Below are 15562 nucleotides of genomic sequence, written 5' to 3' on the forward strand. Positions count from 1 at the left end.
CTTTACCCCCAAGAGTCAGTATATATAGGGAAGCGTTGTTCCCGTTGGGGAAATCAATGCTTCACGATACAAGCCGTTTAAACCGCCCGACCATTCGGAAAAGAGGATTAAATGAGCGAAAAGCGCCGCGGCGTCACCGCCGTTTTCATTTTCATCATTTGCGCCGCCTGCCTGGGCCTTCTTGCCGCGTTTCCGCGGCAGACGGCGGCCGGCATTTCGCACGGGCTGACGCTGGCGGCGGGCCTGTTCATCCCCGCGATGCTCCCGATGTATTTTCTCGTCTTTTTCATCGCCGGGACTCCCGCCGAGGCGGTGCTTCGCAAACTGCTCTCCCCGCTCTGCCGGTTTTTCCGGGTAAGTGACGGCGGCGCCATCGTGCTCGTATCGGGTTTTCTGGGCGGTTATCCGTCGGGCGCGATCGCCGCGAAAAAACAGCTCGAACGGGGCGCGTTAAGCCCGGAAGAAGCCGGACGGTTGATGATTTTCTGCATCAACCCGGGTCCGTCTTTCGTGATCGGCGCGGTCGGCGGAACTCTTTTCAACAGCGTCAAAGCGGGCTTTTTATTGATGTTTTCGGGCTGGGCGGCCTCCGCGGTGCTCGCGCTTGTCAGCCGCGTCAAAACCCTGAAAGTTTTCCCGAAGCAAAGCAAAGAGGCCTATGAACCTCTGTCGGCCGTCTTCTGCGACGCCGTCTCGGGCGCGGCGGGCGCGTCTTTGACCGCCTGCGCGGCGATCGCGCTTTCCTGCGCGGCCGTCTCCGTGCTCTCGGAGATTTTCGGCGGCGGTACGATGATTTTATCGCCGTTATTCGAAGTCACCGGCGGCGTCGGCGCACTCAGCCGAACCGGCTCGCTGCCCTTTTGCGCGGCAGCGCTCGGTTTCGGCGGCGTCTCGGTCATAATTCAGATCGTCTCGTTCAGCGCACGGTTTTTCGGTTTGAAAAAACTCTTTTTCTTCCGATTCGCCCACGCTGCGCTCTCCGCCGGTTTCGCGGCTGTGCTCACGCTGATTTTCCCGGTCGAAATACATGAAGTCACAGCCGAGACCCTTGCGGCCGTTCGGGAAAACCAAGTGCCGGCGGCGCTGCTGCTCGTGTTCTGCGGATTCGCACTCTCGCTTGCAAATTTGCTCCGAAAGCGGTATAATGAGAACGGTCTTTAAAAGCCGCGAATGAATCTGACAGCAGCTCTTTATTTTTGATGCGATAAAGGATATCGATTATGAAAAATACCGAGGATAAGAAAATCACGCCCGCCTGCGCCTATTGCACACTCGGCATCGGGAAATCCGAATGCCGCAGACGCGCCGAAACGCGGGGCAAAACCGCCTGTTTCCGCTTTAAATACGACCCTTTGCTGCGCGTTCCGAAACCGCCGCGTGTTCTTGCCGAACACTCGGAGAACGAGTTCAAGCTATAAAACATAAAATCAGCCGCCGGATTGCTCCGACGGCTTTTTGATTGCTTATGATTGATTTGCCAGTCGCTCGAACAACCGGTAATCCGCATCTTCATAGATCAGTTTATACCCGGCGTCATGCGGCAGACAGGTGTATAAAACATCGCCTTTCGGCACCAAAAGGTGCGTAAAATCATATCTGCTCAAAAAATCCTGATAATAGATCCGTCCCCTCTGGAGGTCATAATACTCCCGCATGATGTCTTTTTTGCCGTTGTTATTTTTGACAAAGACCTCCGCCCTGGGGTCAATGTAACACCTGAACCCCATATATTCGGCATAACCGCCGACGTCATAAGAAGTATATACGACAGCGGTATCGGGATCGGCATGCTCCAGAAGATAACCCACCGCGTCCGCTCCGTCGGGTTTGGAAGCGAATCGAACCGATTTCTGATATTTATCCGCGAGCCCGAAAACGAGCGCCGCGCAAACGGCAGCGATTAATAAAATTCTGATCAAAACCTGCCGTTTCGGAGAAGACGGCGTTTTTTCTTTTATTTTTGCCTCCCGTAAAAAGTAACTGAGCGGGAAAAGGCCGCAGATCGAAAAGAACAAAAATCCCCGCATCGAAGAAAGCGCGAGAAATGCCGTTCCGAGCGTCAGCAAGACATAGCGGAGTTTTGTGTTCCCTTTTTTATAAAGTATATATGTCAGTGTCACCGCCAGGAGAGTTCCGAAAATCCACTTTCCGAAACCGACATTGATGTCGGCGGGCAGCATCTCCTGCACCATATAGCTGATTTCGGGGTACCCGTAAGATTTGAACAGATAGGTCATCGCGTCAAACCCGTAAGGATTCGCGAATCCCGCCGCAAACATCAGGATTGAAACGATCAAAAACGATATTTTCGGATATCCCTGCCCCTTGATAAACAGAAAGCGGAACTTGAAAGCATCGATCCAATACGGGATTAAAATCACAAACAACATCGGCCACATCGCGGCGTGAAAATTTATTTCCAACGCCGATAAAACGGGCAGAATATACAGGTATTCCTTTTTCCCCCTGATAATATAACTCTCGAGGCAAAAAATCTCCAGTACAATCAAAAGTGTGGAAATGATATACGGCCTTGTCACCATGAACGGCGTGATCAATGCGCCGGTCAGCATCGTTATCCCGTAAGAGACAATGAAATTGTTTTCCGAGACCAGCATGCTGATTTTATAGAGGATAAAAACGATCAGGCAGTAAAAAATCATGACCAAAGCGAACAGGCCGAAGACGCCGAGCTTTGCGTACACCGTCCAAAACAGCGACGAAGTCAGCCATTGCTGCATCACAAACGAAAGGCCCTCATGAACCGTGAACGGCTCCGTGACGGGAAATCCGTTATGAAGAACGTATCTTCCGCTGTTCAATAAAAACCAGACGTCGTTGTCAAGCGCCTGACTGATCAGCAGACACGGGATAAAAATCAGGAAAAAAAGGCCTTTTTGCGCTTTTTGATTTTGATTCGATTTGATATTTTCCAAAATTCCACCGGCTTTCCCCAAGAAATCCGATTTTTCGTTCGGGATTATTATAACATTCCTTTCGGGATATTACAATAATAAGCATATGAGGCACTCTTTTACCAAATTTGTACGGAGCTTCCGCCATCGAATAAAAACGGGCATTTTGCAGATAATGATTGGGAAATGTCGCAACATGCGGCAAAAAATCTGCAAATTCGGAGGAATTTCATATATGAAGGCAACAGGAATCGTCAGGAGAATCGACGATTTGGGCCGGGTGGTCATTCCAAAGGAAATAAGGCGCACCATGCGCATCCGGGAGGGCGACCCGCTCGAAATTTTCACGAACGCCGACGGAGAGGTCATCTTTAAAAAGTATTCGCCCATCGGCGAACTGACCGAAGTTTCAAGCATCTACGCGGAGGTCATGTTCAAAAACAGCACCGACCCCGTCATCATCTGCGACCGCGACCATGTGATCGCGGCGTCGGGGGTCTCGAAAAAGGAAGTGCTGGAACGGAGGGTCTCGCCTCTGCTCGAGGAAGTGATGGAGCAGCGCAAGCCGTTTGTCGCGAAACCGGGCCTGAAACATCTGGCGGCCATCGAAGGCATTGAGCGCACCGCGTCCATCGCGATCCCGATTCTGGCGGCGGGCGACGTCTGCGGCGCGGTGATGATGATGTCGGACGAAAACAGCACCGTCCCGAAAGACAGCGACGTCAAGATGATCAACGTCGCGGCCGCGTTTTTGGGCCGCCAGCTCGAAGGGTAAATGTCGGTTTGAGTAAAACAGCGTCGTGATTTGACGCAATAAAGAATGCCACGCTATTTAGCGATTGAAATGGTATTTATCTGACTGCCCGCACAAACGCGCGGGCAGTCACAAATTTATTATAATGTAAAACATACATACAAAATTATCTTGTTTTACCTGAATGAAAAGATGTATAATTTAACCATCTTGATTTTAGAGGAGATATAAATGGAGTTTCAACATATCTGGGATAATATCTTAAAGCACGAAGGTGCAGAATTTTATACGAAAACGCATTTACCTTTTACATATAAAATAAAAGGCGGATGTGTTGTTCCTAACAGAACTAATTACCCTTTGGCAAAGATAAATTTTGAAAAAGCAGCTAAGATGCTTCCGCTGGAAGGTCCGGGGCAGATTAATAGTATGGTCATGGGTCCATCATATGTTTATTCATTGTTGACTGATAAACGCATTATTGGTTAACATCGATTAATTGTGTCCTAACCACCTTATCTTTGGATTATACATAAAAAACGCTTGCAATCCCTTTTAAACTGTGATATAATCCTTAAGCATTTGTTTCCGGCTGTTCCGGCCGGGGGTTGATGACAAAAACATTAACGCAGGTATTCCTCTGGCGGCGCATTGTATGCGCGAGACCATGAATGCCGGTAAAATACGGAGGGTAAAAACATCATGGATCTCATTAAAACAATGACGGATTCCTGCCTCAAGGCCGAGCCGCCCAAGTTCTCCATCGGCGACACCGTTCGCGTGTCGGTTAAGATCAAAGAGGGCGAGCGCGAGAGAATCCAGGCCTTTGAAGGCACGGTCATCGCCCGCAAAAACAGCGGCATCTCCGAGACGTTCACGGTTCGCCGCATCTCTTACGGCGTCGGCGTCGAGCGCGTGTTCCCGATTCACAGCCCGAACATCGCGGGAGTCGAAGTCGTCCGCAAAGGCACCGTCCGCCGCGGCAAGCTCTACTATCTGCGTACCCGTGTGGGCAAGTCCGCAAAGATCAAAGAAAAACTTTAAAAACAAACACTGCGGGGACGTCGTCTCCGCAGTTGTCATATTCGGCTGTTTTACGGTACTGTCGGCCGAAATCCTTGAAGGGAACCGGACAAAACGATGAACGACGACGCCAAAAGCGAACCGAGATACGGATTTTCCTACAACTTAGCCGATTTCATGCTCAGCATGGTCAAAGTCACCGCCGTGCTGGTGGTGGTGTTGATGCTGCTGTTTCGCTACGCGGTCGTGGACGGCGACTCCATGGTCCCGACTTTCGAAAACCGCGACCGCGTCTTTGCCGCCAACATCTTTTATGAACCGCAGCGGCTCGACGTCGTGGCGGTCTTTGAGGTAAACACGCTCCACAAACCGCTGATCAAACGCGTCATCGGCATTGCCGGCGACAAAATCGTCGTCGACGCCGCGGCCGGAAAGGTCTACGTCAATGATATCGCGCTCGAAGACGCCTACGTGTCGGGCCCGACCAACGAGGCGGGCAGCGTCAGTTACCCCGTCATCGTGCCCGAGGGATACATTTTCGTCATGGGCGACAACCGCAATTACTCCTACGACAGCCGCTATACCGAGATCGGAATGATCAAACTGAGCGCGGTCATCGGAAAAGTCGTTTTGCGGTTTTACCCCGTTGACAAAGTGACTTCACAGTTCTCATGACACCCGATATCCAATGGTACCCGGGTCACATGACCAGGACCCGCCGCGAGATCGAAGCGCAGCTCAAAATCGTCGATCTGGTGGCGGAAGTGCTCGACGCGCGTCTGCCGCTGTCATCGCGCAATCCCGACATCGATTCCATCGCAGCCGGAAAACCCCGGCTGATTCTTTTGAATAAATCCGATCTCGCCAATCGGAAAATCACCCTCGCCTGGGCCGAAAAATTCCGGTCGCAGGGTCTCGGCGTGGTCATCACCGACTGCAAGAGCGGCTACGGCATCAACAGCATCAAGCCGGCCGCGTTCTCGCTGCTCGCCGAAAAGCGCGCGAGAGACGCGGCAAGAGGTATGACGAAGGCCGTCCGGATGATGGTCTGCGGCATTCCGAACGTCGGCAAATCGGCGCTGATCAACCGGCTCGCCGGCACGAAAAAAGTCCGCGTCGAAGACCGTCCCGGCGTCACCCGCGCCCGTCAGTGGGTCACGGTCGACAGTGAATTCGAACTCATGGACACCGCGGGCGTGCTCTGGCCGAAATTCGAAGACAAAGAAGCCGCCGTCCGCCTTGCGCTGACCGGCGCGATCAAAGACGCGGTGCTCGATACCGCCGGGCTTGCGCTGAAAATGCTCGAATACCTCTCCCAAACCGAACCCGAAGCGCTGAAAGCGCGTTATGAAGTTGATCTCTCCGGCACGCCGCTGGAACTCTTCGACCGCATCTGCAAAAAGCGCGGCATGATAATCCGGGGCGGCGAGCCCGATTACGAGCGCTGCGCGGTGATGCTGCTCGACGAACTGCGCGGGGGTAAACTCGGCCCCGTCTCTTTCGAAAAGCCATGACGCTCTATGAATTCGACAAAGCGGTCTGCGGCGAGGGTTTCCCCGTCGTCTGCGGGCTCGACGAAGCGGGCAGAGGCCCGCTGGCGGGTCGGGTCTATGCCGCCGCGTGCGTGCTTCCGGCCGGATTCGAGCCGGAATTTTTAAACGACTCCAAAAAACTGACCGCCAAACGGCGGGAGGTTTTATATGACGAGATCACCGCGAACGCCCTCGACTGGGCGGTCGCTTTTTCCGATGAAAAAGAGATCGACGCGATGAACATCCTCGAGGCCTCGCTGCTCGCGATGCGCCGCGCCGCCGCGCAGTTGTCGGTCATTCCCGACATCTATTTGGTCGACGGCAACCGCCATCCGAAGATCGCGGGGGTCTGCCGCATGGTCGTGCAGGGAGACGGCAAATCGGCCTCGGTCGCGGCGGCCTCGATCCTGGCCAAGGTCAGCCGTGACCGCTATATGACCGCGATGGCGGAAAAATACCCGGGCTATGGATTCGAGCAGCATTTCGGCTATCCGGTCAAGGCGCATTACGACGCCCTCGCCGATCTCGGCCCCTGCGAACTCCACCGCAGGACCTTTTTAAAGAATTTGGAAGAAAAGCACCCCGCCGCAAGCAAAGGCGCCAAAGGCGCCGCCGTAAGCAAAGGCGCAAAAGGCGCCACCGTGAGAGGCGCCTTGGGCGAAGACGCGGCGGCCGTCTTTCTCGAACACAGCGGTTTTCGGATTTTATCCCGCAATTTCAAAGTCACCGAGGGCGAGCTGGACATCGTCGCAGAGCGCAACGCCCTCGTACATATCGTCGAAGTCAAACAGCGCGCCGCCGACTCTATCGAGCGCCCCGCGGCTTTTGTCACTCCGGCAAAGCAAAACCGCCTCAAAACAGCCGCCATGCGCTGGCTGTCCCAAAGCGGCTGCAAAATGCCGTTTTGTTTCGACATCGTCGAAATTTTAGGCGACGAAATCACCCTGATCGAAAACGCGTTCTGAATTGCCGGCATGATGCCGGTTCTTAAAAAACGACAGGAGGAATTCCGATGAACCAAATCATCAGAAGACCTGCCGCGCAATCCTGGCCGCTGAAAAACGGTTTCGGGAATCACCGGCTGATTGTGCGGGTATCAAAGGCCGCGGATTATGTCATGGCAGAGGCTCAGTGGAGGAGACGGGACGCTGAACCATGGAAGATCGGTGTACGGATCAAACACCTCGTTACGGATGCGGAAATTACGGATATCAAAATTCTAGGGAACACAAGAGAAAACTGCAGGATCGTATTCAGGGCGCCGATGACGGGTGAATACGGCATATACTTTATGCCGTTTGTCATTGAAGGAAGGCACTGGTATACTCCGTTTGTGCGATATATGCCGGCTGAGGATTTAAAGGCGGACAAAAGCTGGGCCTCTTCCCTGCCGGATTGCCCGGAACGCGCTGAGGCACTTGCCATAGAGAGCCGTACGGCGTTTGATCTGTTCGGTTCAATGGAAGTGATCGCTTCGGAACAAGAGACAAATGAGCTGATTGAACTCCATCGTGAGAAGGATTTTTTAATATTTACCGAAGACAGGCAAAACCCCGTCATGATGTTTTATGACCTCCCGCAAAAATGGATTACGCGGGAAGGGGTAAAAAGTCATTTCAACGGCAGCGCTTTTTCAGACGAATACTATGTCTTTCAGGCCGCGGTTTACGCGCTGAAAGACATTGAATGCCTGAAAGCGGAATTTGAAAGCGATACGTTTGACACCGGCAGGCTGACCTGTTTTAATACGCACGGCACCGACTGGCTGGGAAGAAGGTTTTCCAAAACCCTGTCCGTTCGAAAAGGGGAGATCCTGCCGCTCTGGGTCGGCGTTGACATCCCGAAATATACGGATGAGGCCGGGTTTACGGATAAAATATGTTTTGATGTTTCGATCGGCACCGGTCGTGCATCAAAAGAAAAAATATCGGTTGAGCTGGACATCAGCAGGGAAAATCTGCCTCGGCGCGGAGATGCCGATCTTTGGCGGCTGTCGCGTCTGAGGTGGTTGAACTCCGGAATCGGGCTGGAAGAAAGCACCGTCAAGCCATACACGCCGGTCGTTGTCAGGGGCGACACAGTCACCTGCCTCGGCAGAAGCGTGACATTCGGCGCAAACGCATTGCCGTTGTCGATCAAAACATATTATAACAACAACGCCACGGACATCACCGAACGGGCAAGAGACGTGATTTCCGAACCAATCGGGTTTTCAGTCGCTGCCGGCGGAAAAGTCCTTCCTTTTATACAGGAAAAATACAGTGTCAAGAGCATCAATGATACCAAAGCCGAAGCAGCCGCGGAACTGAATTGCGGCAATATATCAATGAAAACAAAAACGGTTATGGAGTATGACGGACACGCGGAAACATATATTACGCTCGTCTCGTCCGAAGACATCCTCATAGATGATGGCGGTCTGCATATCGCCATGCCCGGGGATGCCGCCAAATACATGGCCGGTATGGGATACGAGGGCGGTCTTACCGCGCAGGAATGGGATTACAGGTGGGACGAACAATACGCGAACAATTTTTTGTGGGTCGGAAACGTGTATGCCGGGTTGTCGCTTAAATTGAAGCACAACGAAGACGTCTGGGAGTTGTATAATTTCAAAAAACAAGGCGTTCCCGCTTCGTGGGCCAACGGCGGAAACGGCGGGGTCAGGTTGGAAAAAACAGGCGGCAACCCGACGATCCATGCGTTTACCGGCGGATTTACGTTAAAAGCCGGAATGCCTGTTCTGTTCCGTTTTTCGCTTCTCATCACACCGCTAAAACCGATCGACACCGACATGCACTGGCAGCACAGGTATTACCACAAAGATACATGGAATAACGAAATACCCGATATCGAAGAGGCGAAAGAAGTCGGTGCCGCGATCATAAATCTGCACCAGGGCGGGCCTTTGAATCCGTTCATCAACTATCCCTTCGAACAGTCGGACAACCTTTCCCTGCAGACAAAGCAAGCGCACGATACCGGCCTGAGGTATAAGATTTATTACACCGTGAGGGAACTGACCAATCACGCCGCGGAACTGCCCGTGCTTCGCGCGCTGGGCAGCGAGATTTTGATGGACAGCCCGAATTTCCGCATCGCGGACCATTTTACCGATTCCCCCGACGAGCGGATGACCGGCGCGCCCTGGCTCTGCGAGCACCTGACCGAGGGTTTCGTTCCGGCATGGCAGGCGCTGCTGCCGAACGGCGAATACGACAGTGCGATTGCTGCGACAGGGCTGTCCAGATGGCACAACTATTATCTTGAAGGACTTTCATGGCTGATAAAGGTAAATGATTTCGATGGTATCTATCTCGACGGTGTCGGATACGATCGTCAAATTATGAAGCGGGTGCGCAGAACGCTGGATCAGGCCAAGCCGGGCTGCCTGATTGATTTCCATTCGGGCAATAACTATAATCCGCTGTACGGGCTGGCGAATCCGATCATTCAGTATTTGGAACTGATGCCGGGCATCGACAGTCTCTGGCTGGGCGAAGGTTATGACTACGAAAATACCTCTCCGGAATACTGGCTTGCGGAAGTCAGCGGCATACCCTTCGGCCTGATGGGTGACATGCTTTCGGCCGGCGGCAACCGCTGGCGCGGCATGGTCTTCGGTATGACGGCGCGGTACGGTTGGCAGCAGGGAGGGAACCCTGTGCCGGTGTGGGAATTGTGGAAGCGGTTTGGCATGCAGGGCACAAAAATGCTGGGATGGTGGGATGAAGACTGCCCTGTCAAAACAAACAGTGACAGGCTTAAGGCGACCGCCTTCGTCGGGGAAGACCGCTGCATGATTGCTGTCGCATCATGGGAAAAAGAATCGGCCGCTGTCCGTTTTGATATCGATTGGGCAAAACTCAACGTATCCGAATCCGACCGCATCACAATTCCGTTTATTCAAGATTATCAGGATGAAGAACCGTTCGACTTCAGCAAACCGCTCGGCATTGAACCGAATAAAGGGAAGATCATCATCATCCGAAAAGGATGACCGCCGCTTTCAAATTCATTATTTCAATTTCTCATTCCATCAGCGCTTTGGATAACGGCTTCGCGAGCGCCGCGCAGCAGCCGCCATGCGCCGGCTGTCCCAAAGCTGCCGCAAAATGCCGTTTTGTTTCGACATCGTCGAGATTTTAGGCGACGAAATCACCCTGATCGAAAACGCTTTTTGAATATGTAGGGGTCGGCATCCTTGACGACCCGTAAGCAACAGTTATCGCTTTTAAAAAAGGACCTTACTATAATCCAATTGCATTTGCGTTATATTAATTGTTGCAAAACTGAATGCTCTCAAATCTGCATTGCCTGATGACAGGCTTGATATATAAACCTCATCCTTATAAAGCAGTATTACATTATAATCGCCGTCACTCCAAAATGTTTCCACATTTGGCCCTTTTTCTTCAACTCTGTTAAGCAAACTCATTATGTATTCTGCATTTTGAATACTCAGCTTTTTCTTTCCCGTAAAATCGGTTGAAATCAGAGATTCCTTGGAACGTATATCACGACTATTCATACATTGACCTTTTGCATATTGTAAAACCCCGTTACTCTCCAGTAAATAATAATATGTCGGATAACTTGCGCCGGATGTTATGGTCATTTTGAAAACAACATTATGAAAGGGACTGTACCACAGTGTTTTGAATGAGCTGAAATAGATCTTCCATGTACATGCTCCGATGATCAGTAATAACGATAATATGATTGCCGTAATTTTAATTGGCTTTTTCATAAAATGATGAACCCTCCGTTTATGGTATATATTACCATCGAAGTAGAGTTTCGTCAAGATCATACCTATAAACAAAAGCGGACGGAAGCTCAAAGCTCCGCCCGCTCAATTTTTCTTACGCCTGCGCGGTGGCCGTGCAGACATTCTTGCCTCCCTTGTATTCAGTAACGGCTGCGCCGTTCCCGCAGGAATGGGGGCAGAATTGCTATGCAATTCATCTTCCGCCTGAAGCGGTGGTTGGATTCATATTTGTAGGGAAGCGAAATCCGCGCGGCGGGACAAGGTTGCCGACCCCTGCAACTCGGACGGCCAATGGCCGCCCCTACGCCATAATTCTTGATTTTGAATTCTGAATTCCGAATTTCCCTACTCCATCAGCGCTTTGGATAACGGTTTTGCGAGCGCCGCGCAGGCAGCCGCCGCGATCACGATGCCCGGAATCATATAGAGCGCGTTATAGGCCGCCGAATAGAGCCAGACCGTCGGCGTGTGCATAAACCAGACCTTCGGCGCCGCGAAGCTCGCGTAAAAGACCACGCCGCTGACGATGTGGACGAGCCATCGCGCGAATCCGCCGATGACCGCGCCGAGCGCCCAGCCGCCCGCGCTCTTTTTGAGCATCATCAGCCCCGCCAGCCCGACCATCATATACGCGAGCGGATAATCCATGATGAGCGACCAGATGTTGACCGCGTACCCCTCGTTGAAATATTGGATCATACCGGCCACCGCGCCCGCCATGAGCCCCGAAAAAACCCCGCGCCGCAGCGCGTAGATCATCAACGGAATCATCGCGAAGTCGATGGAGCCGCCCTCGGGGCCGACCGGGATGCGCAGCAAACTCAGCACCGCCGACAGCGCGACCATGACGGCGCCTTCGGCAAGCACGAGCAGCTTTTTGTTTCTGATTTTTTGCATTGCCATAGGAAACATCCTTTCAAACTTTCAACCGCATTCCGTGATCATGTTGATAAATGAATAAACAAAACCGCCGATAAAATATCGACGGCTTACAAGTCATTGCGTTGAGCATGTACCTCCGTCGGCATTATCCGAATCAGGTTCAAGGCCGTAAATTTACGGCCTATGGGTTTCGGGCAAGGGACCCGCTCTCAGCCGACCCGTTCGTCGGCACCCCAATGCAGTTGTAAATTCATTTTATCACAATCCGTAAAAATGTCAACCCAACATTTTTCGCAGAGACGTCAATAACTTTTTTTCGCGGCGCGAGACCTGCACCTGGGTCATTTTCAACCGTTTCGCCGCCTGGGTCTGGGTCAGCATGCAAAAATAACGCAGCCGGAGCAGTTCGCGGTCGTCTTCTTCAAGCTCCTTCATCGCCTTGATCAGCGACAGGCGGTCGGTCAGCTGTTCCTCCTCGAACGGCACGGGGATGTCCAGCTGGCTCTCCTCGTCCTCCTCGTTGCTGACCGTCAGTGAGATCGTCGGCGCGGCGGCCTGAATCGCGTCTGCCGCCGTCTCGGGCTCCACGCCGAGCAAAACCGCGAGTTCCGACACCGTCGGCTCGCAGCCGTTTTCGCGGCAATATTCCTCGCGCGCACGCAGCGCGTTCATCGAAAGCTGCTTTAAAGCCCGTCCGATTTTGATTGAACCGCCGTCCCGGAACTGGCGTTTGATCTCTCCCAGAATCGCGGGCACCGCGTAAGTCGAGAATCGCAGCCCCCGCTCGGACTCGAATCCGTCCGCCGCTTTGCATAATCCCACGCATCCGGCCTGGAACAGATCGTCATAATCGATTCCGCGCCCCCGAAAACGGTACGCGGCCGCCCGGACAAGGCCGAGATTTTCGGTAATCAGCAGCTCGCGCTGCGGCGACCGGAACTTTTCGTTTGCCCTGCTCTTCAATTTTTCCGACCCTGCCACCTAACGCCCTTTCCTGTCGGACTTCTTTTCGGCGTCCGGACTGATCAGCCGTTTCTTTAAGGTCACGGAAGTCCCTCTGCCGGGCTTGGAGCGTACAGCGACGCCGTCGGAAAACTGCTGCATCACCGTGAACCCGAGTCCCGAGCGCTCACCGCTTGTCGACGTGGTAAACAGCGGCTCCATCGCCTGCCTGACGTCGGCGATGCCGCGCCCCTTGTCCGAGATCTTTATGTAAAGCACCCCGTCCGAAGTCAGTTTGGCCGCCATGACGATCTCACCCGAACTGCTCGGATAGGCGTGAACGATGCAGTTGGTCACTGCCTCGCTCACCGCCGTTTTGACGTCCGAAATGACGTCGCAGGGCGGATCGGCCTGCGCCGCGAAGCAGCCGGCAATCGCTCTCAAAAAACTCTCGTTAACCGACTTGGCCGGAACCGTCAGACGCATTTTGTTGATCACTTTCATTGGTATTATCCCCTTTCTCACTTTCCCGAAATTCCGCGATCCGATCCAGCCCCGCCAGTTTCATCACCCTTTTTTGGCGCGCTGTCAGCCCGCTGACAGCCACTTTGCCGCCCCACGCCTCGATCACGCGAAACCGCCCCATCACCAGTCCGATGGCCGAACTGTCGATGAAGGTCACGTCGGAAAAATCCAGCTCCACTTCCGCGGGGCGTTTGCGCATCAGCGCGTCGTCGATTTGCGGCCGAAACCGCGCGGCCTCGTGGTGGTCAATTTCCCCGCTCAGATAGACAGTCACCCTATCGAGCGCAATTTTAATCAGCATCTCTATCTCCCTTTCTTTGTTTCGGAGGTGCTTCGCCTGTCGATTACCGCATCACGGCACTTCAAAAGGCGAAACTTCCTCTCGCTCGCCGATTGATTTGATAAAAGCATACCGCAGCCCGCGCGAAAAACTTGTCGAAATCCGAATCCCCGAAAGCGGGTATTTTGCTTTTCTCGCTCGGCGAAAACCCGATTATTTTGCCTTTTTAAAATCAAAACACTTGCAAAAAAAAGGGCGGTATGTTATAATAGCGCTTGCGCCTTTTATAAGGAAGCATCAACAGATAGGAGAATTTTCATGAGCGTTTTTGAATATGTCATCGGCGGGTTGCTGCTGGTGGTGTCCATTGTGCTCACCGTCGTAATTTTGCTCCAAAAAGAGAGAGCAAGCACCTCCAACAATGCGTTCGAGGCGGATACATCCGACAGCTATTACAGCAAAAACAGCAGCCGCACCAAAGAAGCCGCGCTCAGCCGGATCACCAAGATCCTTTCGGTCGCGATGTTCGTGCTTGCGATCGCCATCAATATTTTCATCAATGTGTCCAACAACTCCAAAAACACTTCCAGCTCCGCGAGCAGCGCCGCGTCCGGCACTGTTTCCTCGGCCTCCGGAGACACCGCGCTCGAGTCCACCCTCAGCGCCGTGTTCGCTTCTTCAACCGCGGCCTCGGCTCCGGCCTCCGTTGAAAGCGCCGCGAGTTCGGTTCCGACCGCTTCGAGCCAGGGTTAGTCCGTTCATAAAAAGTGCCGCCGCAGCGGGCCTGCCCGCTGCGGCGCTTTTACAGTAAATTGAATTTGAGTGTCACAGCTCGCAGAATGAGATTCCTTTATAATAGGTCTTCAGAATCTGCGAATAGGTCTTCCCCGCTTTTGCAAGCGCGCCCGCCCCGTATTGGCTCATTCCGACGCCGTGCCCCCAGCCCTTGACCGAAAAGGTGAATTCGCTGTTTTTATATGCCACCTCAAAGCAGGCCGAACGCAGCCCGAAGAGTTCCCGCAGCTGCAGCCCCGTCAGCGAAATCCCGCCGATTTTCGCGGCGCTGACATACCCGGCAGGCGTCCGAAGAAGTTCTTCAAACCACTTTTTCTGATCCGAGGGCAGTTCGCATCCCGCTTTTTCAAGCGCTGTTTTCACCTCATCCGTTGAAAGCATCACTTTTGACAGATAATCGGGCGACTGCTCGTCCCCGGAACTGTCGACTCCGACCAGATACGGCGAATAGGCGCCCCAGATATTCTGCGCGCTCTCGGTCTTGCCGCAGCTGATGGCATGATAAGTCGCCACAATCGGCTCGCCCTCGTAAACCATGATCAGATCACCCACCTCTTCAACCAGTTTGTCAAGGCGTGCGATCTGCTCCTCCCAGTCATCGGGATACAGTTTTTTGATCTCCTCATCGCCGATGTACGCCTGTCCGACTGCCGGGTCGTCGGAGATATCGGCGCCGGCAAGCGAAGCCGTAGGGCTGCTGCGCTCGCGGATCTTGTAACTCACCGCATAGGTATGCGCCGCGACAATCTGGGCTTTCAGAGCTTCATCCGGGTATTCGAGCGGCATTTCGGCGGCAGCCGCGCCGCGCAGATATGCCTTCGGGGTCAGAGCGATCACCTTTCCGCTCGCCGACAAAAAGACTTTGTACTCCGACTCGTCGCCCGAAGCGGGTGAGGCATTCAGGGAACTCGAACCGGCATAAATCGCGTCAAAGAACTGCGACATCGTGGGAATATCGGATGCCGTCGTCATTTCCGAAGAACTCATCTTTCCGGCCGGCTCCTCCATTTTCGAAACTGCCTGCGCGAGCAGCGGAGCCGCGACCATGCAGATTACTGCAAGCGCAATGCCCGTTTTCAGCTTTTTCATTTTGATTTTCTTCCTCCCCGCACGGTTTTCCCGGAAATTGCGGATCGGCTCCGA

The 15562-nt window shown here is 53.3% G+C and carries 17 protein-coding genes, 1 pseudogene and 1 riboswitch; of the genes and pseudogenes, 11 read left to right on the forward strand and 7 right to left on the reverse strand.

Annotated elements, in window-relative coordinates; all coding sequences use genetic code 11:
- Window positions 1–111 precede the first annotated feature (111 nt).
- Window positions 112–1161 carry a hypothetical protein gene (locus PKH29_06030; protein HNX14396.1) on the forward strand — a complete coding sequence of 350 codons (1050 nt, stop codon included), beginning with the start codon at window positions 112–114 and terminating at the stop codon, window positions 1159–1161.
- Between the two features lie 59 nt (window positions 1162–1220).
- Window positions 1221–1418 carry a hypothetical protein gene (locus PKH29_06035; protein HNX14397.1) on the forward strand — a complete coding sequence of 66 codons (198 nt, stop codon included), beginning with the start codon at window positions 1221–1223 and terminating at the stop codon, window positions 1416–1418.
- Window positions 1419–1463: 45 nt separating this feature from the next.
- On the opposite strand, the gene PKH29_06040 is transcribed toward PKH29_06035, so the two are convergent.
- Window positions 1464–2936: a hypothetical protein gene (locus tag PKH29_06040; protein ID HNX14398.1), complete on the reverse strand. Its 1473-nt coding sequence runs from the start codon at window positions 2934–2936 to the stop codon at window positions 1464–1466.
- Between the two features lie 214 nt (window positions 2937–3150).
- Here PKH29_06040 and PKH29_06045 point away from each other — a divergent pair, with 214 nt between their 5' ends.
- From PKH29_06045 to PKH29_06080, 8 genes and pseudogenes are all read left to right on the forward strand, one after another.
- Window positions 3151–3690, forward strand: coding sequence for a stage V sporulation T C-terminal domain-containing protein (locus PKH29_06045; protein HNX14399.1), 540 nt, complete (start codon window positions 3151–3153; stop codon window positions 3688–3690).
- Window positions 3691–3900: 210 nt separating this feature from the next.
- The gene (locus PKH29_06050) at window positions 3901–4158 is read left to right on the forward strand and encodes a hypothetical protein (protein HNX14400.1); all 258 of its coding nucleotides are present in this window, start codon (window positions 3901–3903) and stop codon (window positions 4156–4158) included.
- A 213-nt stretch (window positions 4159–4371) separates the two neighbouring features.
- Complete coding sequence (rplS, locus tag PKH29_06055; protein HNX14401.1) at window positions 4372–4713, forward strand: 50S ribosomal protein L19; 342 nt, start codon at window positions 4372–4374, stop codon at window positions 4711–4713.
- A 96-nt stretch (window positions 4714–4809) separates the two neighbouring features.
- The gene (gene lepB / locus PKH29_06060) at window positions 4810–5367 is read left to right on the forward strand and encodes a signal peptidase I (GenBank protein ID HNX14402.1); all 558 of its coding nucleotides are present in this window, start codon (window positions 4810–4812) and stop codon (window positions 5365–5367) included.
- Entirely contained in the window at window positions 5364–6206 is an 843-nt protein-coding gene (gene ylqF, locus PKH29_06065) for a ribosome biogenesis GTPase YlqF (protein ID HNX14403.1), read from the forward strand. Before lepB ends, ylqF begins: the two co-directional genes overlap by 4 nt.
- Window positions 6203–6793 (forward strand): annotated as a pseudogene (locus PKH29_06070) (ribonuclease HII). Before ylqF ends, PKH29_06070 begins: the two are co-directional and overlap by 4 nt.
- Window positions 6794–6865: 72 nt before the next feature.
- Window positions 6866–7189: a YraN family protein gene (locus PKH29_06075; GenBank protein HNX14404.1), complete on the forward strand. Its 324-nt coding sequence runs from the start codon at window positions 6866–6868 to the stop codon at window positions 7187–7189.
- 47 nt (window positions 7190–7236) lie between these two features.
- The gene (locus PKH29_06080; GenBank protein ID HNX14405.1) at window positions 7237–10224 is read left to right on the forward strand and encodes a DUF6067 family protein; all 2988 of its coding nucleotides are present in this window, start codon (window positions 7237–7239) and stop codon (window positions 10222–10224) included.
- Between the two features lie 234 nt (window positions 10225–10458).
- Here PKH29_06080 and PKH29_06085 read toward each other — a convergent pair whose 3' ends face one another.
- The 5 genes from PKH29_06085 to PKH29_06105 form a co-directional block, all read right to left on the reverse strand.
- Window positions 10459–10974, reverse strand: coding sequence for a hypothetical protein (locus PKH29_06085; protein ID HNX14406.1), 516 nt, complete (start codon window positions 10972–10974; stop codon window positions 10459–10461).
- Window positions 10975–11340: 366 nt separating this feature from the next.
- Window positions 11341–11898 (reverse strand): energy-coupled thiamine transporter ThiT, encoded by a 558-nt coding sequence (locus PKH29_06090; GenBank protein ID HNX14407.1) that lies wholly within the window; start codon window positions 11896–11898, stop codon window positions 11341–11343.
- A gap of 93 nt (window positions 11899–11991) precedes the next feature.
- Window positions 11992–12122, reverse strand: a riboswitch (TPP riboswitch).
- 31 nt (window positions 12123–12153) lie between these two features.
- A complete protein-coding gene (locus PKH29_06095; GenBank protein HNX14408.1) occupies window positions 12154–12858 on the reverse strand; it encodes a sigma-70 family RNA polymerase sigma factor in 705 nt (234 codons plus the stop codon).
- Window positions 12859–13323 carry an anti-sigma F factor gene (spoIIAB, locus tag PKH29_06100; protein ID HNX14409.1) on the reverse strand — a complete coding sequence of 155 codons (465 nt, stop codon included), beginning with the start codon at window positions 13321–13323 and terminating at the stop codon, window positions 12859–12861. It abuts the gene before it with no gap.
- Entirely contained in the window at window positions 13274–13645 is a 372-nt protein-coding gene (locus tag PKH29_06105) for an anti-sigma factor antagonist (GenBank protein ID HNX14410.1), read from the reverse strand. The genes spoIIAB and PKH29_06105 overlap by 50 nt, the downstream gene beginning before the upstream one ends.
- A gap of 297 nt (window positions 13646–13942) precedes the next feature.
- Here PKH29_06105 and secG point away from each other — a divergent pair, with 297 nt between their 5' ends.
- The gene (gene secG / locus PKH29_06110; GenBank protein HNX14411.1) at window positions 13943–14377 is read left to right on the forward strand and encodes a preprotein translocase subunit SecG; all 435 of its coding nucleotides are present in this window, start codon (window positions 13943–13945) and stop codon (window positions 14375–14377) included.
- Window positions 14378–14449: 72 nt separating this feature from the next.
- Here the strand turns inward: secG and spoIID are convergent, their stop codons facing one another.
- A complete protein-coding gene (gene spoIID, locus PKH29_06115) occupies window positions 14450–15508 on the reverse strand; it encodes a stage II sporulation protein D (GenBank protein ID HNX14412.1) in 1059 nt (352 codons plus the stop codon).
- Window positions 15509–15562: the final 54 nt, after the last annotated feature.

The organism is Oscillospiraceae bacterium (genome assembly GCA_035353335.1).
Lineage (GTDB): Bacteria > Bacillota > Clostridia > Oscillospirales > JAKOTC01 > DAOPZJ01.

Coding starts and splice junctions, on each gene's coding strand:
- PKH29_06085 (HNX14406.1), bottom strand. CDS start 10,974: ATGAAAAAGCCAATTAAAATTACGGCAATCATATTATCGTTATTACTG.
- PKH29_06105 (HNX14410.1), bottom strand. CDS start 13,645: ATGCTGATTAAAATTGCGCTCGATAGGGTGACTGTCTATCTGAGCGGG.
- PKH29_06090 (HNX14407.1), bottom strand. CDS start 11,898: ATGGCAATGCAAAAAATCAGAAACAAAAAGCTGCTCGTGCTTGCCGAA.
- ylqF (HNX14403.1), top strand. CDS start 5,364: ATGACACCCGATATCCAATGGTACCCGGGTCACATGACCAGGACCCGC.
- PKH29_06045 (HNX14399.1), top strand. CDS start 3,151: ATGAAGGCAACAGGAATCGTCAGGAGAATCGACGATTTGGGCCGGGTG.
- PKH29_06050 (HNX14400.1), top strand. CDS start 3,901: ATGGAGTTTCAACATATCTGGGATAATATCTTAAAGCACGAAGGTGCA.
- rplS (HNX14401.1), top strand. CDS start 4,372: ATGGATCTCATTAAAACAATGACGGATTCCTGCCTCAAGGCCGAGCCG.
- PKH29_06030 (HNX14396.1), top strand. CDS start 112: ATGAGCGAAAAGCGCCGCGGCGTCACCGCCGTTTTCATTTTCATCATT.
- secG (HNX14411.1), top strand. CDS start 13,943: ATGAGCGTTTTTGAATATGTCATCGGCGGGTTGCTGCTGGTGGTGTCC.
- spoIIAB (HNX14409.1), bottom strand. CDS start 13,323: ATGAAAGTGATCAACAAAATGCGTCTGACGGTTCCGGCCAAGTCGGTT.
- PKH29_06080 (HNX14405.1), top strand. CDS start 7,237: ATGAACCAAATCATCAGAAGACCTGCCGCGCAATCCTGGCCGCTGAAA.
- spoIID (HNX14412.1), bottom strand. CDS start 15,508: ATGAAAAAGCTGAAAACGGGCATTGCGCTTGCAGTAATCTGCATGGTC.
- lepB (HNX14402.1), top strand. CDS start 4,810: ATGAACGACGACGCCAAAAGCGAACCGAGATACGGATTTTCCTACAAC.
- PKH29_06035 (HNX14397.1), top strand. CDS start 1,221: ATGAAAAATACCGAGGATAAGAAAATCACGCCCGCCTGCGCCTATTGC.